The following is a 21868-nucleotide window of genomic DNA, read 5'->3' as shown; positions in this document are numbered from 1 at the left end:
GCCCGCCGTCGCGGCTGCTGCACTGGAACAGCGGCGGCGGTGGCGCAGGCACCGGCGGTGGTCCGGGTTCCGGCGTGGGCGTGGGTCTGACTGGTCCGGGCACATGCGACGGGAGCGGGGCCGCCTGTGCCTGCAACGGCGCTGGGGGCATCGGCACGACGGCAGGCTGCGGCGCCTGCATCACCCGGCGGCTCTGCCGGGTGCCGGGCAGGGCATGTTCTGGATCGCCAGCGCGCCGCCGGCATCGACGCAGCGGTAGATCACCACCTCGCCGGCGTGCGCCGCCGACATGGTGGCAATCAGCAGCAGGGTCGGGGGCAGCCGGCTCATGTGCCGCCGCAGTCCTGGTCCAGCCGCGCCTCGATGCCGCGCTGCTCGCGCACCAGTTCCTCGCGCTCGCTCTGCAGCGCACTGTTGTAGCGGCGGATCAGCTCCCAGCGGCGGTCACGCAGCCGCGCGCAGACCTCGGCCTGGGGCAGTGCATGGCAGCTGTCGCGCACGACGGTCGTCCCGATCGGCACGACCACGCCATGCCCGGGCCGGATCCCGCCCGCCGGTGGCCGCGGTCCCGGGCGCGGCCCCGGCCCCGGCCCGACCCGACCCCGACCCCGGGCCCGGGCCCGGGCCCGGGCCAGCACCCGGCCGAGGGCCGGGAGCGGGCGCCACGGCATAGCCCCATACCGGCACCTGGCGCGGATTGCCCTCGGCGCTGTCGCTGGTATAGCGCTCGCCGTCGGGGGTGAGGCATTCGTACATCGGTCGCGGCGGCGGCACGGTGACCACCCGGATCTCACGCACCTCGCGTGCCGGTTTGTCGGCCTGGGCCGATGCGGCGGCCGGGGTGCTGCGGGGTGGCGGATCCTGGGGCCGCTGCATGTCCAGCACCTGCTGGCGCGACCCCGGGCAGGGCTCGTCCTGCAGCGAGACCGCGCCGGAGCTGTCCACGCAGCGGTAGATGCGCACGTTGCCCGGTGGGGGATCGGCGGCAATGGCTGAAGCCGACGCCGCGGCCAGCAGCAGCACCGCGCCATGGGTAGCAAGCAGACGGCTCACGGGGACACCCCTGCCGCAGTGTTGCGGCTGTCGTCGATCACCATGTCCGCCCTCCTCGCATCGCAGGTTTGCCCATTACACCGCAACGCTGATGCTGGGAGGGCCGCCGTGATGCGGCCGTGGCGGCCGCCCGCTCAGAGGCGCAGGGTGTCCCCGCTGAGTGCATCGCGGATGCGCGTGGGTTGGCCCAGCTCGCCGGTAGCGCCATCGAGCACGCCGTCCAGGCCCTGCAGCAGGACCGGGTCGAGCTGGTCGCGGCTGCGTGCCGGCGGCTCGCCGGCGCGGTTGGCGCTGGTGGAAACCAGCGGACCCTGCCAGGCCCGGCACAGTGCGGCCACCAGCGGGTGGGCGCTGACCCGCACGGCCACGCCGGCATGTTCGCCGCGGATCCACTCCGGGGTCAGCTCGCCGGCGGGAATGATCCAGGTATTGGGACCGGGCCAGCTGTCCAGCACCTCGGCACGGCGATCGTCGGGCAGGGCGTCCAGGCGCACCCAGCGCTGCAGCTGGCCGATGTCGGCGGCAACCATGATCAGGCCCTTTTCCACCGGCCGCTGCTTGAGCGCAAGCAGCCGGCTCACCGCGGCATGGTTGCGCGGATCGCAGCCCAGGCCCCAGACGGCTTCGGTGGGATAGGCCATCACGCCGCCCTGGTGCAGGCAGGCGATGGCGCTGGCGAGGTCGAGTTCTTTCATGCCGGGAACCACGGAAGGAGAGGCCGGGCCATTATCCTCCCGCACGCCCGGCAGGGGTCAGCCGGCGCTGGCTTTCCTGGCCGCGGTCTTCTTGGTGGTCTTCTTGGCCGCCTTCTTCACCGCTTTCTTGGCCGGGGCCTTCTTGGCGGCCTTTTTTGCTGCCGGCTTGGCCTCGGCTTCCTTACTGGCGGCGGTCTTCTTGGTCGCCTTCTTGGCGCCGAAGCCCTTGCGCACCGGCTTGCCGGTTTCAGCCAGCAACTGCTGCACCTCCTCCAGCGTCAGCGAGGCCGGCTCGCGATCCTTGGGGATCTTGCCGTTGAGCTTGCCGTCGCTGATGTAGGGACCGAAGCGGCCGTTGAGCACCTGGATGTCCGAGCCCTCGAACTCCTTGATGATCCGGTTGCGCGCGATCTCTTCCTTCTCCTCGATCAGGAACACCGCGCGGGCCAGGTCGATCTTGTACGGGTCGTCTTCCTTCTTCAGCGAGGCATAGGTGCTGCCGCGCTTGGCGAAGGGACCGAAGCGGCCGATGCCGACGCTGACTTCCTGGCCATTGTCCTCGCCCAGTACGCGCGGCATGTCGAACAGCTTCAGGCCGTCTTCCAGCGAGATGGAATAGATGCTCTGGCCCGGCTGCAGCGAGGCGAACCTGGGTTTTTCCTCGTCATCGACGGTGCCGATCTGCACCATCGGGCCGAAGCGGCCGATGCGCGCGCTGACCTCCTTGCCGCTCTTGGGATCGATGCCGAGCACGCGTGAACTGCCCGCGTCGGTGCGGTCCAGCGATTCCTTCTTGTCCTCGACCAGTTCCTTGAACGGGCCCCAGAACTTCTCCATCAGCGGGACCCACTCCTCCTCGCCCCGGGAGACGGCGTCGAGCTCGTCCTCCATGCGCGCGGTGAAGTCGTAGTCCACGTAACGGGTGAAGTGGCCGGACAGGAACTTGGACACCGCGCGGCCCACGTCGGTGGGCTTGAAACTGCGGCCTTCCATCTCGGCGTACTTGCGGAACAGCAGGGTCTGGATGATCGAGGCGTAGGTCGAGGGACGGCCGATGCCGTATTCCTCCAGCGCCTTGACCAGGGCCGCTTCGGTGAAGCGCGGCGGCGGCTGGGTGAAGTGCTGCTCGGCCAGGATGCGGTCCAGCGGCACGCTGTCGCCGGGCTGCATCGGCGGCAGCTTGCGGCCCTCGTCCTCGTCCTCGGCGCTCTTGTTGTCCTTGCCTTCCTCGTACACGGCCAGGAAGCCGGGCACGACCACGGTGGTGCCGCTGGCGCGGAACACGTGCTCGCTGCCGGCGGACAGGTCGACGCTGACGGTATTGAGGGTGGCCGGGATCATCTGGCAGGCCACCGCGCGCTTCCAGATCAGCTCGTAGAGCTTGCGCTCGTCGTCGGTCAGGTACTTGCCGACCTGGGCCGGGGTGCGCAGGGCCGAGGTCGGGCGCACCGCCTCGTGCGCTTCCTGCGCGTTCTTGCTCTTGGTGGTGTAGACGTTGGGCTTGTCCGGCAGCGAGGCGGTGCCGTAGTCACGCGCGATCACGTCGCGGATCTCGGCCAGCGCATCCTGCGACAGGTTCACCGAGTCGGTACGCATGTAGGAGATCAGGCCGACCGTGCCCTCATCGCCGATGTTCACGCCCTCGTACAGCTTCTGCGCCACCTGCATGGTCTTGCGGGTGGTGAAGCCGAGCTTGCGCGAGGCTTCCTGCTGCAGCGTGGAGGTGGTGAACGGCGGGGCGGGGCGGCGCTTGCGCTCCTTGCTGGCCACGTCGGTGACGTGCAGGGCGCCGGCGGCGGCCTGCTGGATGCGCAGGCGCGCGGCCTCGGCCGACTCGCCGTCGGTGATGGTGAACTGCTCGAACTTCTGCCCGTCCAGCTTGATCAGCTTGGCGGTGAACGGCTGCCGCGGGTGCATGCACTCGGCGCCGATGGACCAGTATTCGCGGGCGATGAAGGCTTCGATCTCTTCCTCGCGCTCGACGATCATGCGCAGCGCCGGGCTCTGCACGCGGCCGGCCGATAGACCGCGCTGGACCTTGCGCCACAGCACCGGCGACAGGTTGAAGCCGACCAGGTAATCCAGCGCGCGGCGCGCCTGCTGCGCATCGACCAGGTCGGCGGCGATCGGCCGCGGCTGGTTCATCGCTTCCTTGATGGCGCGCGGGGTGATCTCGGTGAAGACCACGCGCTGCATCGGCTTGTCCTTGACCAGGCCGCGCTCCTTGAGGATCTCGGCGATGTGCCAGCTGATCGCCTCGCCCTCGCGGTCCGGGTCGGTTGCCAGATAGATGTCGTCGGCCGACCTGGCCGCCTTGGCGATGGCCTCGACGTGCTTCTCGTTCTTCTCGATCAGGTCGTAGCGCATGGCAAAGCCATTGTCCGGATCGACCGCGCCCTCCTTGGGAACCAGGTCGCGCACATGCCCATACGAGGCCAGGACGGTGAAGTCCTTGCCGAGGTATTTGTTGATCGTCTTGGCCTTGGCCGGCGATTCGACGATGAGCAGGTGCTTGGGCATGTTGGTTCTTTCTGGGGCAGGGGGCGCCCGGGGGGCGCTAGGGTGGCTCAAAAGCCCACGTTAGTGAAGCGGAGGCGAGGGATCTGGACATGCCGACGCCCGGGGCGGGGCCCGGGCGTTCAGCTTTCTTCCTTTTCTAGTGGAATCACGCCGGGGCCGCCACTGTCAAGCAACGGCCCGGCGTGGGTCACCTGAGGGTGGCCATCATCATTCCGATCATGGCCAGCAATCCCAGCACCAGCAGCGCTGCGACCACGCCGAGCAGGGCCAGGATCACGATGGTCACCGTGCCCAGGTTGCGCTGCTGCCACTCCGGATGCTCGGTGAAGGCCCACTTGTCCACCACTAGGGTGTCACAGAGCAGGTCGTGCAGGCCCTGCTTGCGCTCGGTGAAGGCCGCCATCAGGTAGCCGATGCACAGCAGCAGGCCGCTCAGGATCGCTGCGAAGTAACGGCCGATGCCGCGCGCCAGGGTGATGCCTTCGCCGTTGGGGCGTACGACCTTGATGCCGACGGCCATCTTGCCCGGCGTGGCGCGGCCGCTGGAGGCATGGAAGCCGGCGTAATAGGCCGCGCCGATGACCAGGGACAGCATGTAGTTCACCACCTGCACCAGCAGGAAGCCCGGGCCGCTGGCATTGCCGCCCAGTGATAGCAGGCCCACGCCCATCACTGCACCGGCGATCATGCCGATGACGGCGCCGCCGATGCCGACGATCACGCTGTCGATGAAGTAGGCCGCCACCCGCTTCCAGAAACCGGCCAGGACGATCTCCCCGCCCAGCACGATGGCGCTGTTGGCCTGCAGGTCGGCACTGGGGGCGGTGTAGGGGGTATAGGTGGCGGTGCCGTTCTCGATCGCGCTCAGGTCGCCACGCAGGTCGATGCCGAAGGTTGGTTCAGGCGGTTCCGGCGCGGGCGCCGGCTCCTGCAGGTCCAGTTCGGCAGCCATGCTGGACAGCGGCTGCCACTGCGCCATGCCTTCGCGCCACACCAGCGTGGACAGGTCCACGGTGCCGGCACCGAAGTGCGCGCGCAGCTCCTCGCTGGACACCGGGCCATGCTGCTGGCGCCGGGCGTCGGCGTAATACCACTCACTCATCTGTTTCCCCCTGTTGGATGTTGGCGTGCGTCAGCCGCGGCAGCTGGCCGGAAGGTACCGGTCATCGGCATCCGAGCTGCATTCCCAGCGGCGCCTGGCTGCGTCGTAGTCGAGCCAGAGCGCGGCATCGTGCAGTGCCTTGCCCGGCAGGTCCAGTCGCGCCTCCAGGCCGCAGTGTCCGTTGTCGAAGCGGCCGACGCGGACGCTGCCGATGCGGCGGCCAGCCAGACGCCCGGCCGGGCCGAAGCCCGCGTCGTCCTTGACCGGGCAACGGCCGTTCTCGTCCACGAATTCGACAATCCGCCCCTTGAGCGGAGCCAGTTCGACGAGCGCTTCGGCGACCTGGGAGCGCAATACGTACTGCTTGTACGCCGGCACAGCGATGGCCGCCATGGTGCCCAGCAGGGCCAGCAGGACCACGCCGACGACGGCCGCCACCACTGCGGCCAGGCCGCATCCTGACAGGCCACGGGCAGGCGGCGCCCCGGCGGGCGCGGTCGTGGCAGTGGGTTGCAGGGACGGGGGCACGGCAGGGCTGGCCGCGGCGGAGGCGTGGGCCAGTTCTTCAAGTCCAAGTTCGGCAGCCTGGCTGGCCAGTGGCTGCCAGCTGGCCAGCCCGTCGCGCCACACCAGGGTGTCGGCACCGATGCGACCGGATCGATACAGCTCGCGCAGTTGCGCGTCTTCCAGGGGGCCGCGGTGCTGGCGGTCGCCCTCGGCGTAGAACCACTCAATCACGCCCGTCGCTCCTTGCGTCGGTGCTGCCCGGGTTCAGTGCAGTGGCTCGGGCTCGTCGATGAACATCTGGGTTTCCATCCAGGCGTAGGCCGCCTCGGCGCCGGGCTGGTTGAACAGCACCATCAGCACCACCCACTTGAGGTCGTCCAGGTCCAGCTCGTCCTGGTCCAGGGCCATGGCCCGGTCCAGTACGAGTTCGCGCTGGCAGGCATCCAGCACCCCGTGCTGCTCCAGGAACAGCAGGAAGCCACGGCAGTCCACGTCCAGCTTGTCCAGCTCCGGACCGTGGTAGATGCGCACGGGGCCATCGACGCGGGCCTGGGCCAGTGCCGGGCGCTGCTCGGCCAGGGCATCGAGCCAGTCGAAGGCCTTGCTGATCTCGGTGGGGCTGAAGCCGGCCTGGATCAGGCCGTTCTGCAGGGAATCGCGATCCCGGACGAGGTCGGCGTCCTCGCTGAAATAGTGTTCGAACAGGTACAGCAGGACATCCAGAATGCTCTCTTTCATTGCCCTCGGCCTGCGTCGCTAGACGCTGTGGGAGGTGAAGGAACTGGTCTTGCGGACGTAGCGGCCATGGGTGGCCAGTACCCGTCCTTCCAGTTCCATGACCAGCAGCATGGAGGACAGCGTTGCAGCCGTCAATCCAGTCCGCTCGATCAATGAATCCATACCGGTTGGGTCGTAACCCAGCGCATTCCACAATCGCTGGTAGTCGGTGTCCGGTGGGGCGTAGGCCGGCGCGTGGGCCGGCTCCGGGCAATGGATGGGGGCGCGAAGGCGGATCCGCAAGGCCGAGGCCAGTTGGGCGGCCACGGGCGCGAGGGTCTGCACGATCTCTTCCGGCGACTCCACCAGCTGGACCCCGTCACGGATCAGGCGGTGGCAGCCGCGGGCCATCGGGTTGTGGATCGAGCCGGGCAGGGCGAACACCTCGCGCCCCGCCTCGACCGCCAGCCGGGCGGTGATCAGTGCCCCGGACCGCTCGGCCGCCTCGATCACCACGGTGCCCAGCGCCAGTCCGGCCAGGATCCGGTTGCGGGCCGGGAAGTGCCCGCTGCGCGGCCCGGTCCCGGGTGGGTATTCGCTGAGCACCGCGCCGCGTTCGGCGATGCGCGCCTGCAGCCCGGCATGGTGGCGTGGGTAGGCGATGTCCGCTCCGGTGCCGATGACGGCTACGGTGATTCCATCCGCCCGGGCCAGGGCAGCCTGATGGGCGGCCGCATCCACGCCGGAGGCCAGCCCGCTGGCCACCGACAGCCCGGAGGCGGCCAGCTGCGCGGCAAAGTCCCGGGCGTGGTCGCGGCCCCCGGGGCTGGGCGAACGGCTGCCGACCACGGCCACCGCCGGGTGCCAGGCCAGGGCCGGCCCGCCATCGACAAACAGCGCCAGGGGCGGCGAGGGCGCCTGCCGCAGCAACGGTGGATAGTCCGGGTCGTGCCAGCCGAGCAGGTGGTGGCCGGGCGCGGCCAGCCATTCCATGGTGCGTTCGACGGTGGCCTGGTCCGGATGGGCCAGCGCCTGGCGCTGGGCCTGGGTGCAGCCGGCGGCGATCCAGGCTTCCGGCCCTGCCGCCAGTGCCTGGGCCGGGTCGGGAAAGCGTTCGAGCAGGTGGCGTCGCGGCGCGGTCGGGCCGGCGGCCAGGACCAGGGCGAGCAGGGCTTGCTGGATGGAGTGGCGGGCGGCGGCGGTCATCCCGCCAGCATCGGCCGGAAACGACGACGGCGCCCTCGGGCGCCGTCGTCTGGGTATGTCAGGGTTTGCCGCTTACTGCGCGTCGGGGTGCTTGGCCTGGTAACCCACGCGGGCCGGCTTCACCGCTTCCATCACCAGCGCGTAGCTGACCCTGTCGAAGGTGCGGAACACCATCGCGTGGGCCGCGTACTCGTCCGGCAGGCTGAAGCGGCCGGCACCGGCGACCATGGCATCGTCCATGCGCGAGGACTGCGGGTGGCCCTTCTTGTCGGTGACGTGGCTGCCCTGGCGCCAGATCGAGAACACCGTGCCGTTGTCCACGCCGTCGCGGGCGCCGGCGGAGATGGCGACCACGTTTCGCGGACCGGCCGAGGTGAACGAATCGGCCACCGCCAGCACGCGTGCACCGGCTTCCAGCGCCTGGCTGGACGGGGCATGCGGAATGAACTGCAGGTCATACGGGTTGGCCTGCACCGGGACCAGGCGGTCGCCGGCGCGGACTTCACGGTCGCTGTCCTGCAGCAGCAGGGTGGCCACGTCGCTGCCGGCACCGGCGGCGCGGGTGATCGTGCCCACGTTCACCTGGGCCAGTTCGTAGCCGAGGAACTCGTTGCGGTCGCCCTGCGGGATGTAGTTGCTCCACAGGTTGCCGCTGCCCGGGGTCGCGCGGCCGTAGGCGTCCAGGTCCTCGGTCGGCTTGGGCTGGGCGAAGCGCACGGTCGGGCGCACCACGGCATAGCGCTGGCCCGGCTGGGCAGCGTCAAGGCCGGCAATGTAGGCCGACTGGCCGGCGCTGGCGCGCAGGCGGTTGTCTTCCAGGCCCACCACGTAGGGCAGTTCCTCGAAGCTGTCGACCACGCTCAGGTTCTTCAGGAACGGTTCGACGTCAGCCAGCGGGATGGCGTTGATCGGGGCGTCCTGGCGCGGGCCCGGACGGGCCACGACGCGGTCCAGGTAGGCCAGGCTCAGCACGTCGCCGGGGTAGATCAGGTGCGGGTTCTGGATCTGCGGGTTCGCCTGCCAGATCTCCGGCCACAGCCACGGCTTCTTCAGGAAGCGCGCGGAGATGTCCCACAGCGTGTCGCCCTTCTGCACCACGTAGGTATCGGGGTGCGAAGCATTCATTTCCACCGCCACGCCATAGGACGCAACGGAGAGCATCGCGACGGCAGCAGCCGTGCGGAGTTGTTTGAGCATGGTAGCGATCTGCCTGATTCCCCAACAGGTTGGCGCACTATAGTGCAGATACGGGGGCGCAGCGCAAGCGTTGGCGCTAGAATTGGGACGTCCTGCCGAATTGTCCGGCGCCCCCCATCGGTATCGCCATGGCCCTGCTCCCCATCCTTGAGTTCCCCGACCCCCGCCTGCGCACCAAGGCCGCGCCGCTGTCGGCCGGGGAAGTGACCGACCCGGCGTTCCAGACGCTGGTCGATGACATGTTCGAAACCATGTACGACGCCCCGGGCATCGGCCTGGCCGCCTCGCAGGTGGACGTGCACAAGCGCTTCATGGTCATCGACGTCAGCGAGGACAAGAGCGCGCCGATGGTGTTCATCAACCCGGAGATCGTCGACAAGGACGGCGGCAAGGTCTACCAGGAAGGCTGCCTGTCGGTGCCGGGCATCTTTGCCGACGTCACCCGCGCCGACCGCATCACCGTGCGCTACCTCGACCGCCATGCGCAGCCGCAGGAGCTGACCACCGACGGCCTGCTGGCCGTGTGCGTGCAGCACGAGATGGACCACCTGGATGGCAAGCTGTTCATTGATTACCTGTCCCCGCTGAAGCGGGAGATGGTGCGCAAGAAGCTGGCCAAGGCGCGCAAGCACGTCGCCTGAGCGTGAGCCCGTGCCCGGCACGGGTCGCCCGCGGCGTCGACCGGTAAATCGCCGGCCCGCCAGCACGCGGCGCCGGCTTCCGGCGCCGTTTTCCTTTCTGCCAATGGAATTGACATGAGAATCGTGTTTGCCGGCACCCCGGATTTCGCCGTGCCCTGCCTGCGGGCGGCGGCGCGCCACCAGGAAGTGGTGGCCGTCTACACCCAGCCTGACCGCCCTGCCGGCCGTGGCCGCGGCCTGATGGCCTCGCCGGTGAAGCTCGAGGCGATCGAGCGCGGCATCCCCGTGTTCCAGCCGGAAACCCTGAAGGACCCCGCCGCGCAGGAACAGCTGCGCGCGCTGCAGCCGGACCTGATGGTGGTGGTGGCCTATGGCCTGATCCTGCCGCGCGCGGTGCTGGAGATCCCGACCCACGGCTGCTGGAACGTGCATGCCTCGCTGCTGCCGCGCTGGCGCGGCGCCGCGCCGATCCAGCGTGCGATCGAGGCCGGTGACGCCGAGACTGGCGTGTGCCTGATGCAGATGGAAGCCGGCCTGGATACCGGGCCGGTGCTGCTGTCGCAGAAGACCCCGATCAGCGACAGCGATACCGGCGGCCAGCTGCACGACCGCCTGGCCGAACTCGGCGCGCAGGTGCTGGCCGACGGCCTGGGCCTGCTGCGCGCCGGCCTGAAGCCGGTGGCGCAGCCGCAGCCCGAGGCTGGCGTGACCTACGCCCACAAGCTGGACAAGGCGCAGGCCCGTCTGGACTGGAACGAGGACGCGACGGCGCTGGCGCGGCGCGTGCGCGCCTTCAATCCCTGGCCGATCGCCGAGGCCAGCCTGGCCGGCGAGCGGCTGCGCATCCACGGCGCGGTGCCACTGGCCGACAACCAGGGCAAGGCCCCGGGCACGGTGCTGGCCGCCAGCAAGGACGGCATCGACATTGCCTGTGGCCAGGGCGCGCTGCGCCTGCGCGTGGTCCAGCGCGAGGGCGGAAAGTCGATCACCGCGGCTGACTACCTCAACGCCCGTCGCGACCTCCTGGCGGGAGTTTGATCGATGGCAACCGGCACCGCTCCGTCCCGTCTTCCGCAGGCGCCCGGCGTGGCCACGCGCATGCTTGCCGCGCGCGTGCTGGCTGCGGTGGTCCGCCAGGGCCGCTCGCTGAAGGCCGAACTCGGCGCGGCCCTGCCCAAGCTGGCCGACAGCCGCGACCGCGCGCTGCTCGAGGCGATCTGCTTTGCCGCGCTGCGCCGCCGCGTCGCCTACGAGGCGGCCCTGCAGCAGTGGCTGCAGAAGCCGCTGGGCCGCGGTGACGATGACCTGCGTGGCCTGCTGATGGCCGGCTTCGCCCAGCTGGACGTGCTGCAACTGCCGGCCCATGCCTCGGTCTCGGCCACCGTCGAGGCGGCGCGTGCACTGGGTCGCGAACGCCAGGCCGGCATGGTCAACGCCCTGATGCGCCGCGCCCAGCGTGAAGGCCTGCCGGTGATGCCGGCGGCCAAGGCGTGGCCGTCATGGCTGCGCGACCGGGTCCGCCACGACTGGCCCGACCACGCCGAGGCGATCTTCGAGGCCAGCCTGCAGCCGGCCCCACTGTGGCTGCGGGTCAACCGCAGCCAGCATTCGCGCCACGACTACCTGCAGCGCCTGCACGAAGCCGGTATCGCGGCCGAAGCTTCGCCGCTGGCGGCCGACTCGATCCGCCTGCCGGTGGCCGTGGCGGTCAGTGCGTTGCCCGGTTTCGCCGACGGTGCGGTGTCGGTGCAGGACCTCTCCGCCCAGCAGGTGGCCGATGCGCTGGCCCCCGATCCGGGCGCGCGGGTGCTTGATGCCTGCGCCGCGCCCGGCGGCAAGTCCGCGCACCTGCTCGAGCGCGATCCGCAGTTTCGTCTGCTGGCGCTGGACGTCGACGCCCGGCGCCTGCAGCGCATCCGCGACACGTTTGCCCGTACCGGCGTCGGGGCGCAGGCCGAGGTGCGCGCGGTGGATGCCGCCGACGTTGACAGGTGGTGGGATGGGCAGCCGTTCGATGCGGTGCTGCTGGACGCGCCATGCTCGGCCACCGGCGTGGTCCGTCGCCAGCCCGACGTGCTGCTGCACCGCCGCCCGGAGGACATCGACGCGCTGGTCGCCCTGCAGGCACGGCTGCTCGATGCCGCCTGGCGCGTGCTGCGCCCGGGCGGGGTGCTGGTCTACGCCACTTGCTCGCTGCTGCGCAGGGAGAACCACCACCAGGTGCAGGCCTTCCTGGCGCGTACGCCGGATGCCTCCCTGGAACCGCTCTCGGCCGCCTTCGGCCACGACCAGGGCGGGGCGCGCCAGCGCCTGCCGGGCGAGCAGGGCGGGGATGGCTTCTTCTACGCGCGACTGGTAAAGCAGTAATCCTCCCACCTCCTGGCACCCCATGTTCGCAACCCGTGCGTCCCGAGAGTTCTGGCTGTTCGTGCTGATGGCGTTGCTGGTGCTCGGGGCCGGCCTCGGCCTGCGCGACCCCTGGCCCTCGGACGAGCCGCGCTTTGCGCTGGCCGCCCGGCAGATGGTGGAAAGCGGCAACTGGCTGTTCCCGCACCGCGGATCGGAGCTGTACTCGGACAAGCCGCCGATGCTGATGTGGTGGCAGGCCACGCTCCACGGCGTGACCGGCAACTGGCGCATCGCCTTCCTGCTGCCCTCGCTGCTGGCGGCGCTGGGCACCCTGGCCTGCGTCTACGACCTTGGGCGCAGGCTGTGGACGCGCCGCGTGGGCCTGTACGCGGCTTGGGCGCTGCTGTTCGCGCTGCAGTTCACCTTCCAGGCCAAGAAGGCGCAGATCGATCCGCTGGTGGTGTTCTTCATCACCCTGGCCAATTACGGCCTGCTGCGGCACCTGCTGTGCGGGCCGGCGTGGCGTTGGTGGGTGCTGGGCTGGTTTGCCGCCGGGCTGGGCGTGATCACCAAGGGCGTGGGCGTGCTCGCGCTGCTGATGCTGCTGCCGGCGGTGCTGGCGATGGCGCTGCGCTGGCCGCGGATGGATTTCCGGCTGCTGCGTGACTGGCGCTTCTGGCTTGGCCCGCTCGCGCTGCTGGCGGCCGTGGGCCTGTGGCTGGTGCCGGTGGCATGGTCGGCACTTTCGCAGGGGACGGCCGAATACCGCGCCTATCTGGACGACATCCTGTTCCGCCAGACCGCCAAGCGCTACACGCGTTCCTGGGACCATCACCAGCCGCCCTGGTACCACCTGCTCACGATGCTGACCATGTGGCTGCCGGCCTTCCTGGCGGTGCCGTGGGCGATTCCGGCCTGGCGCCGCCGCCTGCGCCGGCGTGACGCCCGCTACCTGCTGCCGCTGGCGTGGTGGGCGATGGTGGTGGTGTTCTTCTCGATTCCGGCCGGCAAGCGTGATGTCTACATCCTGCCGGCGCTGCCGATGTTCTGCCTGGCGCTGGCACCGCTGCTGCCGGGCCTGTTGCGGCGGCGCGGCTTCAAGGCCGCCCTGCTGGGGTTTGCCGGGGTGCTGGTGGCCGTGCTGCTGGCAGCCGGCGTGGCGGTGCTGGCGGGTTCGCCTCCGTTCGAGGCGCGGCTGATGGCCAACCGGGGCCTGGATGCCGCCACCGTCGACACCCTGGCCTGGGTGATGCTGGCGATCGGCACCTGGGGTGCGGGCAGCCTGCTGTTGTTCGGCTGGCGACGGGTGCACGCGGCGCTGGCCTCGACCCTGGCCGGGTTCTGGGTGGCCTATGGCCTGTTCGGCTATCCGTTGCTCAACGATTCCGGCTCGGCCGCCGGGCTGATGCGCAGCGTCGGCCAGCGCCTGGACGCCGGGGCCGAGCTGGGACTGGTGGCCTGGAAGGAGCAGAACCTGCTGATGGCCGATCGCCCGGCGCAGGACTTCGGCTTCAAGGTGCCATGGGACGAGCAGCTGCGCCGCGGCGTGGCCTGGCAGGCACAGGCACCGGCGCAGCGCTGGTTGCTGGTGCAGGAGCCGGCGATGCTCGACTGCGTGGATCGCGCGCGGGCCGAGCTGGCGGGGATCGCCAACCGCCGCCGCTGGTGGCTGGTGCCGGCCGGCGCGGTCAACGGACCCTGCGTGGCAGGAGCCGCAGCGCTGGACCAGCAGCAGCGCGAACAGCAGGACGGCGAGTCTGAATGAGCGCAGCTGGCAGGGATGGAGCGCGCCCACACTGGCCGGGCCAGGGTGGGGCGGAGCAGGAAGCAGTGGTTCCGGAAGGAGCCGTTCATAGCACGGGGCCCAGTATTCGCACGATGCACAGCAAGTCACAGCCGGCGGCCGATGCCGCCTTTCCCATGACCGCCCGTACCCGGACACTGCAGTGGCTGGCGGCGCTGGCGCTGGCCTGCCTGCCGGCGCTGGTGGTCAATACCCCGTGGAACCTGCTGCCGTTCGGCCTGCTGCTGCTGGCCACCAGCGTGCTGGGCATTGACCGGCTGTGGCAGGCCCGGGCCGTGGGGCAGCCCGCGCTGGGCACCGTGGCCGGCCTGGCCGCCGTGGTGATGCTGAGCGCCATCGTCTCGATGGGGTGGTTCGGCCAGGACCTGCGTGAGTTCGACAACCACAGCCGCTTCGTGGTCATCCCGTGGGCGATGCTGTGGACCTGCGCGCTGCGGCCGCGCGCTTCGGCGCTGTGGGTGGGAGCGCTGCTCGGCCTGTTCGGCGCGCTGCCGGTGGCGGTGGTGCAGGTGGCCGGCGGCGCGTGGCGTGCCGAAGCCTGGACCAATGCCATCGTGCTGGCCGACATCGTGCTGATGCTGATGGTGCTGCTGGTGTTCTGCCGCCCGCACGGGCAGTGGCGCTGGGTGGCCACCGGGCTGGTCGCCGGTTGCGCGGTGATCGTGCTGACCGGCAGCCGTGGCGTGTGGCTGGGCCTGCTGGCCCTGCTGGTGGCGATCGGCCTGGGTTCGCGCTGGCGCGATGGCCGCACCCGGCTGCTGACCCTGGCCGGACTGCTGGCCGTGGCTGCCACCTTGGTGCTGATGGTGCCGGGCCTGAGCGAGCGGCTGCGGCTGGACGAGCTGCGCCAGGACGTGGAGCGGCTGGAGCGTGGCGATACCAATTCCTCGGCTGGTGCCCGCGTCGAGCGCCTGTGGGTGGCCTGGGATACCTTCCGCGAGCATCCGCTGACCGGCGTGGGCATCGACCGCTTCGACGAGGCGATGAAGCGACTGCCCGAATGCGCGCTCGAGCAGCAGTCCGCGCCGCGCTGCCATCTCAGCCACGCCCACAACGACCTCGCCGAGTGGGCCGCCACCCGCGGCGTGCCCGGCGTGCTGTTGCTGCTGGCGATCTATGGCGTGCCGCTGCTGCTGTTCGCACGTCTGCACCGCCGCAGCGGCCATGGGAAATTCCGCGGGCCGGCGGCGGCCGGGATCATGGTCGTGGTCGGTTACGCGCTGTGCGGCCTGACCCAGTCGATGTTCGCCCACCAGATCACCGCCAGCTTCTACGTCAGCATCGTCGGCGTGCTGATGGGCCTTGCCGTGCTGCGGGCGCGGACGGTGGCGGCTCAGCCGCGCGGCTGATTCCGCGGCGGGTCGACCAGTGGCTGGCCGTTGTGCAGCAGCCACAGCATGATGGTCTTCTGCCGGACGTAGTTGGCACTGACGAAGGCCTCGATCAGGCCCGGCCAGCCATCAAGGAAGCCACGCCTGACCACGTAGCTGCGCACGAAGCGCCACGCCGGTGCCAGCACCAGCTTGCCGAGGGTGGCGCGCTTGCCGCGCGCGAACTCGTGTTCGGCCATCATCCGCGCATACTTCTGCTTCTTGTCCAGCAACTGCAGGAAGCTGCGGTAGGGGTGGTGCAGCAGGTCGCCGCGCAGCAGCGCCACCGTGCCGTCGACGCTGACCGCCTCGTGGATCTCGCGCTCGCCGCGCCAGCCGCCGTGGCGGCGGTCGAACAATCGCAGCACCCGGTCCGGGTAGGCAGTGCCGTGGCGCAGGAAGCGGCCGAAGTATTCCGAGCATCGCGCGAAGCGGTAGCCGACACCGCTCGGGAAACCGGCATCGCGCTCCTGTTCGATGGCCGCACGCAGGGTCGCATTGACCCGCTCGTCGGCATCCAGGCACAGCACCCAGTCATGACTGGCCTGCTCCACGCAGTACGCCTTCTGGCTGCGGAAACCGGTGAACGCGCGCTGCAGCACGCGTGCGCCGGCGGCCTGGGCAACTTCCACGGTGCCATCGGTGGAGAACGAATCCACCACCACGATCTCGTCGCAGAACGACAGCGAGGCCAGGCAGTCGCCGATGCGGTCGGCCTCGTTGAAGGCAATGATGCAGGCCGACAGGCGGGGACGGTCGGCAGGAACGGTCGGGGTCGGGCTGGACATGCACGGGAAACGGCGGGAACCGGCGGCCAGCCTAGCAGCCACCTGCCACACTGGCGATGCGATAATTGCCGCCCCACGCGATACCAGGAGCCACCACGTGCCACGCCACTACCTGCTGTACGGTTCGGAACGCTACGCGCTGGCGATCCTGCGTCCGATCCAGGCGGCGATCCGCGCCCGGGGTGACGAGACGGCATGGTTCTTCGACGGCCCCGGTGCCGAGGACCTGGCGCCCGACGAGAAGCTGCTGACCGTCGAGCAGGTGCGCGCCTGGAACCCGTATGCGGTGATCACCTCATCCAACGCGGTGCCGCACTTCTTCCCCGGCGTGAAGGTCGAGACCTTCCACGGCTTCGATGCGGGCAAGCCGCGCCACATCTACATCCGTGGCTTCTTCGACCTGTACTGCACCACCGGCCCGCGCGACACCGCCGCGTTCGGCAAGCTGGCCGGGGAGCAGGGGCATTTCTCGGTGGTCGAGACCGGCTTCCCGAAGATCGACCCGTTCATGAGCCAGCTGCGCGACGAGCCCGAGCCGGTGCGCGACCCGCCGGTGATCCTGTACCACTCCACGTTCTCGCCGTCGTGGAGCGCCGCCCCGATCCTGCATGACGAGATCAAGCGGCTGTCGCGCACAGGCGAGTGGCGCTGGATCGTCACCTTCCATCCGAAGATGGACCCGGAGCTGGTGGCCAAATACAAGGCACTGCAGAACGAGTACCTGACCTTCGCCGAGAACGACAACATCCTGGACCTGTTCCCGCAGGTGGACATGATGTGCTCGGATACCTCGTCGGCGCTCAACGAGTTCCTGCTCACCTACAAGCCGGTGGTGACGTTCAAGAACCGCCGTCCCGGCCCGCAGCTGATCGACATTGATGATCCGAAGGACTTCGAGCCCGCGATCCGCCGCGCGCTGTCCCGGCCGCCGGAACTGATGGCCGCCGTGCGTGAGTTCGCCGACCAGCTGCACCCCTACCGCGATGGCCAGTCGGCCGAGCGCATCCTCCAGGCGATCGATGATTTCGTCGCCAGGGGCGGGCGCAACCGCAAGCCCAAGCCGCGCAACTGGTGGCGCAAGATCAAGCTGCGCAAGCGCATCGGCTACTGGGGACCGGCGCGGACCTGAGCCGCGTTACCAGCGCAGCTTTCGCCGGGCCAGTGCCCGGGAGAGCCGGGCCACTACCGCACGCGCTTCGGCCTCGGGCAGGAACTGCAGCTGTAGCGCCGGGCCGGCTCCGGCGCCTGCGGTATCCAGGGTCAGTGTCGCCGTCCCCAGCCAGCGGTCCAGCGGCGAACGCCGCAGTTGCAGCGCCTGCAGCTTGTCCAGCTCGGCCATCCGCCACCAGCGGTTCCACCACCCGCCGCGCAGCGCGACGCAGTGCCCGTCGACGGACCAGCCCATGCGCAGCACCTGGCGGTGCGCCTTGAAGGCCGACCACGGCAGCCACAGCAGCGGCAGCAGCCCCCACGCGCCGAAGCGCAGGCTTGCCAGGCCGCTGGCCAGCAGCACCAGCAGCAGCGCCGGCAGGCACAGCCGCCACCAGCTGGAGGTGACCACCGGCTGCCACTGCATCGGCGGCCACTGCACCGCCGGCAGCACGTGGTTGATCAGGGCATCGCAGGTTTCCGGCCGGCCGATCGGCACCAGCTCCTTGAGTGCGCGGCCGTGCTCGTCCTGGGGCGAGCCCGAAGCGATGTCGATGCGCAGGCTGCGGCGTCCGAACAGGCGGTGCAGCAGGCCTTCCCGCAGAGTCCAGGCCTGGATGCGGCGCGGTGCCGCGCTGGCGCGCACGCGGGTCAGCAGGCCGCGCTCGACGGTGAGCCGCCCATCGCCTTCGCTCAGGCGGAAGTCGTGGTACTGCAGCAGCGCAAGCCCAATGGACAGCAGGCGCATCACCGCCAGTGCGAACACCAGCCCGACGGAGACGGTGGCCGCGGTGGTCCAGCTGCCCAGCTGCAGGCTGCTGGCATAGCCGAACACCTGCCGGCCCTGCTGCTCGATGAATCCTTCCACCACCTGCCGCGGGAACATCTGGTAGCCGGCACCGAACGCGGCTGCCAGCACCACCAGCGCGCGGTTGGAAACCAGGCCCAGGCGCACCAGCTCGCCGGCCGGCAGTGCGAGCAGCACGTCCGGTGCGGGCGCGGGCTGCGGTATCGCGTCTGGCATCGCCTGCGGGGCGTGGCCGCGATGGCGGATCAGCTGCTCCAGCGCCAGCGCCTGGTCCAGCCGCAGCACGCGCATCTGTGCCTCGGGCTTGTCGCCGCCGGCCGATTCCAGGCGCAGCTCGGCCACGCCGAACAGCCGGTGCAGCACGTTCTGGTGCACGGTGACGTTGTGGATGCGGGCGAACGGGATCTCGCGCCGGTTGCGGGCCAGGATCCCGCTGCGGATGCTCAGCCCGTCGTTGCCGATTCGGTAGCGGTAGGTCAGGTACTGCAGCACCGCGGTGCCCACCAGCGCCACGACCACGCCCAGCGTGACCAGGTGGCCGACGAGCTCATCGCGGTCGCCACGGTTGCCGAACACCAGCAACGCCACCAGCGGCAACAGGAACTGCCGCAGTTGCTGCAGCAGCACGAAAAGCCACGACCACGGGTGCAGCCGGTGGTCGACGGCTGCGGGAATCGCGCGGGTGCTCACAGCGCGTCGTCTTCGTCGAGCTGGCGCGAGAGCCGGTCGCGCAGGTGCTCGGCATCGTGCTGGTCCAGCCCGGCGATGGACACCGCGCTGTGCCGGCTGCCGGCGGTGTGGACCACCAGCGTGCCGAGCCCGGCGACACGTTCCAGCGGACCGCGGCGCAGGTCCAGGTGCTGCACGCGCGACAGCGGCACCCGGGTTTCGCTGTGCCACCAGTGGCCGCGGCGCAGGCCCAGGCCGTGTTCGTCCAGGTGCCAGAAGGTGCGGCGGTGGCGGCGGAAGCCGAACCAGGCGCCGAACACCGCGCCGGTGCCGCCGGCGGCCAGCACTGCCGGCAGCAGTTGCGTGCGGTCGAGCAGCAGCGAGAAGGCAAAGCCGGCCATGCCCAGCACGATGCCCATGGTCAGTGCGCCGCCGGTGGCGGCCAGCCACGCACCACGGCCCGGCAACTGCTGCCAGGCGGGCTCATCGGCGAAGGGAAACGGGGTCGAAGGAGCTTCGGTGTCGGTGCTGGGCGGGTGCAAGCAGGTGTCTCCGGCGGATGCGCGCGAGCCTAACATCGCCCGCCCCCGGGCCGGAGGCCTGGCTTACTGCGAAGCTAGGATCAGCGCATCGACGTCGAGGTGGTGGCCGGCACGTTCGGCCTTGGTGCGCAGGTAGCCCTCGTTCTCGGGGGTGATCTCGCCCGTCACCGGCACGCACTCGGTGACCTCGATGCCGGCGCTGCGCAGGCGCTGGGCCTTGGTCGGGTTGTTGGTCAGCAACTGCACGCGCTGCACGCCAAGACCGCGCAGCATTGCCACGGCACTGCCGTAGCGGCGCTCGTCCGCACCGAAGCCGAGCTGGGCATCGGCGTCGATGGTGTCCAGGCCGTCATGCTGGTAGCCGTAGGCGCGCATCTTGGCGGCGATGCCAGTGCCACGGCCTTCCTGGTCCAGGTACAGCAGGATGCCGCCGCCCAGCTCCTTGAGCTTGAGCAGGCCCAGCCGCAGCTGGTCACCGCAGTCGCACTTGAGCGAGCCGAACAGGTCGCCGGTCAGGCAGGAGGAGTGAACGCGCACCGGCACCACGCCGGAGAAGTCGGGTTCGCCGACGATGATCGCGGTCTGGTCGCGCTGGGCGATGCCGCCGCGGAACACCGCGAACTCGGTCATGCCCAGGCCCCGCAGCGGCACCGGCGAGCGGGTCACCAGTTCGTAGTCGCGGGCGGCCTGGCCCGCGCCCTGCTGCAGGTCCTGCAGGCTTACCGGCACGCAGCCATCGAAGGCGGTGTCGTTGGCTGCCAGTGGCGCGGCGATCATCGCCGGCAGCAGCAGGCCCAGGCGCGCCAGTTCCACCGCCGCGGCGTCGAGCTCGTCACCCGGCTGCCAGCCGGCGGGCAGGGCGGTCGGCTCGCGCCGGTATCCCAGTTCGGCCAGTTCGGCAAAGCCGCGGCCGGCCAGCGGAATGCGTGCACCGGTGCGTGCGACCACGCCGAGGATCTGGCTGCGGGTCGGGGTCAGGTACAGGTAGTGCGACTGTCCGGCCGCCTCGGCGAACGCGGCGAAGCCCTGCGGGCTGCTGCTGTCCAGCGCGATGGTGGCGATTCGCCGGCCCTGGCCGTCGTCGACCAGCACCGGGCGCCCGGCACGCAGTTCGGCCACCGCACGCTCGCAGCGGATGGCACCGGGGTGACCGAAGGGCGGCGCGTGCGGGGGCAGGGAGGCGGTGGAGGACGTCATCGGGTCACCAAGTGGGGGTGCGGCCGGCCGATTCAAGCCGGTGGCCGGTGCTGCGGGACTGCGTGGCTCAGTGCGGATGCCGCGCGGTCGCATAGGGATTGGGTTCGCCGCTGCCCGGCGGGCGCAGGGTGTAGCGCTTGTAGGTCCACTGGTACTGGCCCAGCGAACGGCAGGCGATGCGCTCGATGTCGGCGTTCATCGCGGTCACGGCCACCACCGGGTCGGGATCGGCGATCTGCGGCGGCGCCGGCTCCACGTGCAGGGCGAACTGCAGGTCCGGGCCGGTGCGCTCGCACCAGGCGTAGAGCACCGTCGCGCCGGTGCGCTCGGCCAGCCGGTTGACCAGGGTCATGGTCAGCGCCTGCACGCCGAAGAACGGCACGAACACGCCGTCGCCGCCCTTGGGCTGCTGGTCGGGCAGGATGCCGACCGCGCCGCCTTCCTTGAGCGTCCTGAACAACTGGCGCACCGCCGGGCCCTCGGCACGGACCTGGCGGATGTTGTCCACCCCGCGCACGCGCTGGAGGAAGGCATCGCCGACCGGCGAGTCCGGCGGGGCGTAGACGATGGCGATCGGACCGCGCGAGGCCAGCCACTGGTTGAGCAGCTCCCAGTTGCCGTAGTGCGGGGCGACCACGATCAGCCCCCGGCCCGAGGCCAGGGCAGCGTCATACAGCGCCTCGCCGTGGCGCTCGCGCAAGTGGCTGCGCAGGTTCTCGGCGGCCGGGCGCGACCACAGGCGCAGGGTTTCCAGCGCCTGGCGGGCAGTGGTACGCATGGTCAGCCGGTGCAACTGGCGGCGCTGCGGCTCGTCCAGCTCGGGCAGGGCCAGCTCGAGGTTGCGCCGGATGACCCGGCTCTCGCGCGCGTTGAATGCGATCCACACCCAGGCCAGCGCATCGGCCAGCGTCCGCAGCACCGGCCAGGGCAGGCGGGTGAACAGCGACGCGAGGCGGTGGTAGAGGCGGGCAGTGGAGGCCGGATTCATCGCAACAGTCTAGCCGCTGCCGGTCGTTCCCCGATTGCCGGCCGGGGACGGATGCTATGTTCCGCGCCCGTTTCCAAGGAGTTTCCGATGCTTTCCCTGATCCAGCGCGTCACCCGGGCTTCGGTCGTGGTCGAGGGGGAGGTGGTCGGCAGCATTGGCCCCGGGCTGCTGGCCCTGGTCGGCGTGGAGCCGGGGGACACCGAGACGCGGATCCAGCGCATGGCCGAGCGGCTGCTGGGCTACCGGGTGTTCTCCGACGAGGCCGGCAGGATGAACCGCTCCCTGCGCGATACCGGCGGCGGGCTGCTATTGGTCAGCCAGTTCACCCTGGCCGCCGATACCGCCTCGGGCATGCGCCCGAGCTTCACCACGGCCGCGCCGCCCGGGGAGGCTGAACGCGGGTTCAATCAACTGGTGGCGATCTGCCGGGAAAAACACGCCGGAAGGGTGGAAACCGGACGATTCGGTGCCCATATGGTCGTGAGTCTGGTGAATGACGGCCCCGTGACCTTCATCCTCCGACCCTAGCCCGCCGGAACCACCATCCGGCGGAAGCCGGCCCGTGG

General features: G+C 70.3%; 20 protein-coding genes and 1 pseudogene. 7 read left to right on the top strand and 14 right to left on the bottom strand.

Annotation, left to right across the window (positions count from 1 at the left end):
- Positions 1-180 precede the first annotated feature (180 nt).
- The 9 genes and pseudogenes from LG380_RS10385 to LG380_RS10345 form a co-directional block, all read right to left on the bottom strand.
- Complete coding sequence (locus tag LG380_RS10385; protein WP_225764991.1) at positions 181-330, bottom strand: hypothetical protein; 150 nt, start codon at positions 328-330, stop codon at positions 181-183.
- Positions 327-1023: pseudogene (locus LG380_RS10380) on the bottom strand (DUF4124 domain-containing protein). Before LG380_RS10380 ends, LG380_RS10385 begins: the two are co-directional and overlap by 4 nt.
- A gap of 164 nt (positions 1024-1187) precedes the next feature.
- Positions 1188-1748: a Sua5/YciO/YrdC/YwlC family protein gene (locus LG380_RS10375; RefSeq protein WP_225764990.1), complete on the bottom strand. Its 561-nt coding sequence runs from the start codon at positions 1746-1748 to the stop codon at positions 1188-1190.
- Between the two features lie 57 nt (positions 1749-1805).
- Positions 1806-4268 (bottom strand): DNA topoisomerase I, encoded by a 2463-nt coding sequence (locus LG380_RS10370; RefSeq protein WP_225764989.1) that lies wholly within the window; start codon positions 4266-4268, stop codon positions 1806-1808.
- Positions 4269-4455: 187 nt separating this feature from the next.
- Positions 4456-5370 carry an RDD family protein gene (locus LG380_RS10365; RefSeq protein WP_225764988.1) on the bottom strand — a complete coding sequence of 305 codons (915 nt, stop codon included), beginning with the start codon at positions 5368-5370 and terminating at the stop codon, positions 4456-4458.
- Positions 5371-5400: 30 nt separating this feature from the next.
- On the bottom strand, positions 5401-6108 hold the full coding sequence (locus LG380_RS10360) for a GYF domain-containing protein (protein WP_225764987.1): 708 nt from the start codon (positions 6106-6108) through the stop codon (positions 5401-5403).
- 33 nt (positions 6109-6141) lie between these two features.
- Positions 6142-6615: a DUF494 family protein gene (locus LG380_RS10355; RefSeq protein ID WP_225764986.1), complete on the bottom strand. Its 474-nt coding sequence runs from the start codon at positions 6613-6615 to the stop codon at positions 6142-6144.
- Between the two features lie 18 nt (positions 6616-6633).
- The gene (gene dprA, locus LG380_RS10350; protein WP_225764985.1) at positions 6634-7800 is read right to left on the bottom strand and encodes a DNA-processing protein DprA; all 1167 of its coding nucleotides are present in this window, start codon (positions 7798-7800) and stop codon (positions 6634-6636) included.
- Positions 7801-7872: 72 nt separating this feature from the next.
- On the bottom strand, positions 7873-8997 hold the full coding sequence (locus LG380_RS10345) for a LysM peptidoglycan-binding domain-containing protein (RefSeq protein WP_225764984.1): 1125 nt from the start codon (positions 8995-8997) through the stop codon (positions 7873-7875).
- A gap of 128 nt (positions 8998-9125) precedes the next feature.
- Between LG380_RS10345 and def the strand changes: the two genes are divergently transcribed.
- The 5 genes from def to LG380_RS10320 all read left to right on the top strand — a co-directional run bounded on the left by def (position 9126) and on the right by LG380_RS10320 (position 15140).
- Positions 9126-9638, top strand: coding sequence for a peptide deformylase (gene def / locus LG380_RS10340; protein ID WP_225764981.1), 513 nt, complete (start codon positions 9126-9128; stop codon positions 9636-9638).
- A gap of 114 nt (positions 9639-9752) precedes the next feature.
- Positions 9753-10676: a methionyl-tRNA formyltransferase gene (gene fmt, locus LG380_RS10335; protein WP_225764980.1), complete on the top strand. Its 924-nt coding sequence runs from the start codon at positions 9753-9755 to the stop codon at positions 10674-10676.
- Positions 10677-10679: 3 nt separating this feature from the next.
- Entirely contained in the window at positions 10680-12005 is a 1326-nt protein-coding gene (gene rsmB, locus LG380_RS10330; RefSeq protein ID WP_225764979.1) for a 16S rRNA (cytosine(967)-C(5))-methyltransferase RsmB, read from the top strand.
- 22 nt (positions 12006-12027) lie between these two features.
- Positions 12028-13752: a glycosyltransferase family 39 protein gene (locus tag LG380_RS10325; protein WP_225764978.1), complete on the top strand. Its 1725-nt coding sequence runs from the start codon at positions 12028-12030 to the stop codon at positions 13750-13752.
- Positions 13753-13907: 155 nt separating this feature from the next.
- A complete protein-coding gene (locus tag LG380_RS10320) occupies positions 13908-15140 on the top strand; it encodes an O-antigen ligase (RefSeq protein WP_225764977.1) in 1233 nt (410 codons plus the stop codon).
- Here the strand turns inward: LG380_RS10320 and LG380_RS10315 are convergent.
- A complete protein-coding gene (locus LG380_RS10315; RefSeq protein ID WP_225764976.1) occupies positions 15125-15949 on the bottom strand; it encodes a glycosyltransferase family 2 protein in 825 nt (274 codons plus the stop codon). The two genes, LG380_RS10320 and LG380_RS10315, sit on opposite strands and share 16 nt — an antisense overlap.
- Before the next feature lie 97 nt (positions 15950-16046).
- On the opposite strand from LG380_RS10315, the gene LG380_RS10310 reads away from it, so the two are divergent.
- The gene (locus LG380_RS10310) at positions 16047-17078 is read left to right on the top strand and encodes a CDP-glycerol glycerophosphotransferase family protein (protein WP_225764975.1); all 1032 of its coding nucleotides are present in this window, start codon (positions 16047-16049) and stop codon (positions 17076-17078) included.
- 6 nt (positions 17079-17084) lie between these two features.
- Here LG380_RS10310 and LG380_RS10305 read toward each other — a convergent pair whose 3' ends face one another.
- From LG380_RS10305 to LG380_RS10290, 4 genes are all read right to left on the bottom strand, one after another.
- Entirely contained in the window at positions 17085-18596 is a 1512-nt protein-coding gene (locus LG380_RS10305) for a PH domain-containing protein (protein WP_225764974.1), read from the bottom strand.
- Complete coding sequence (locus LG380_RS10300) at positions 18593-19117, bottom strand: PH domain-containing protein (protein ID WP_225764973.1); 525 nt, start codon at positions 19115-19117, stop codon at positions 18593-18595. Before LG380_RS10300 ends, LG380_RS10305 begins: the two co-directional genes overlap by 4 nt.
- 63 nt (positions 19118-19180) lie before the next feature.
- On the bottom strand, positions 19181-20314 hold the full coding sequence (gene ribA / locus LG380_RS10295) for a GTP cyclohydrolase II RibA (protein WP_225764972.1): 1134 nt from the start codon (positions 20312-20314) through the stop codon (positions 19181-19183).
- Positions 20315-20381: 67 nt separating this feature from the next.
- The gene (locus tag LG380_RS10290) at positions 20382-21302 is read right to left on the bottom strand and encodes a lauroyl acyltransferase (RefSeq protein ID WP_225764971.1); all 921 of its coding nucleotides are present in this window, start codon (positions 21300-21302) and stop codon (positions 20382-20384) included.
- A gap of 87 nt (positions 21303-21389) precedes the next feature.
- On the opposite strand from LG380_RS10290, the gene dtd reads away from it, so the two are divergent.
- A complete protein-coding gene (gene dtd / locus LG380_RS10285; protein WP_225764969.1) occupies positions 21390-21830 on the top strand; it encodes a D-aminoacyl-tRNA deacylase in 441 nt (146 codons plus the stop codon).
- Positions 21831-21868: the final 38 nt, after the last annotated feature.

The organism is Stenotrophomonas sp. Marseille-Q4652, from assembly GCF_916618915.1.
Lineage (GTDB): Bacteria > Pseudomonadota > Gammaproteobacteria > Xanthomonadales > Xanthomonadaceae > Stenotrophomonas.
Note: the sequence above shows the minus strand (reverse complement) of the source record. Positions and strands in the feature narration are given on the sequence as shown.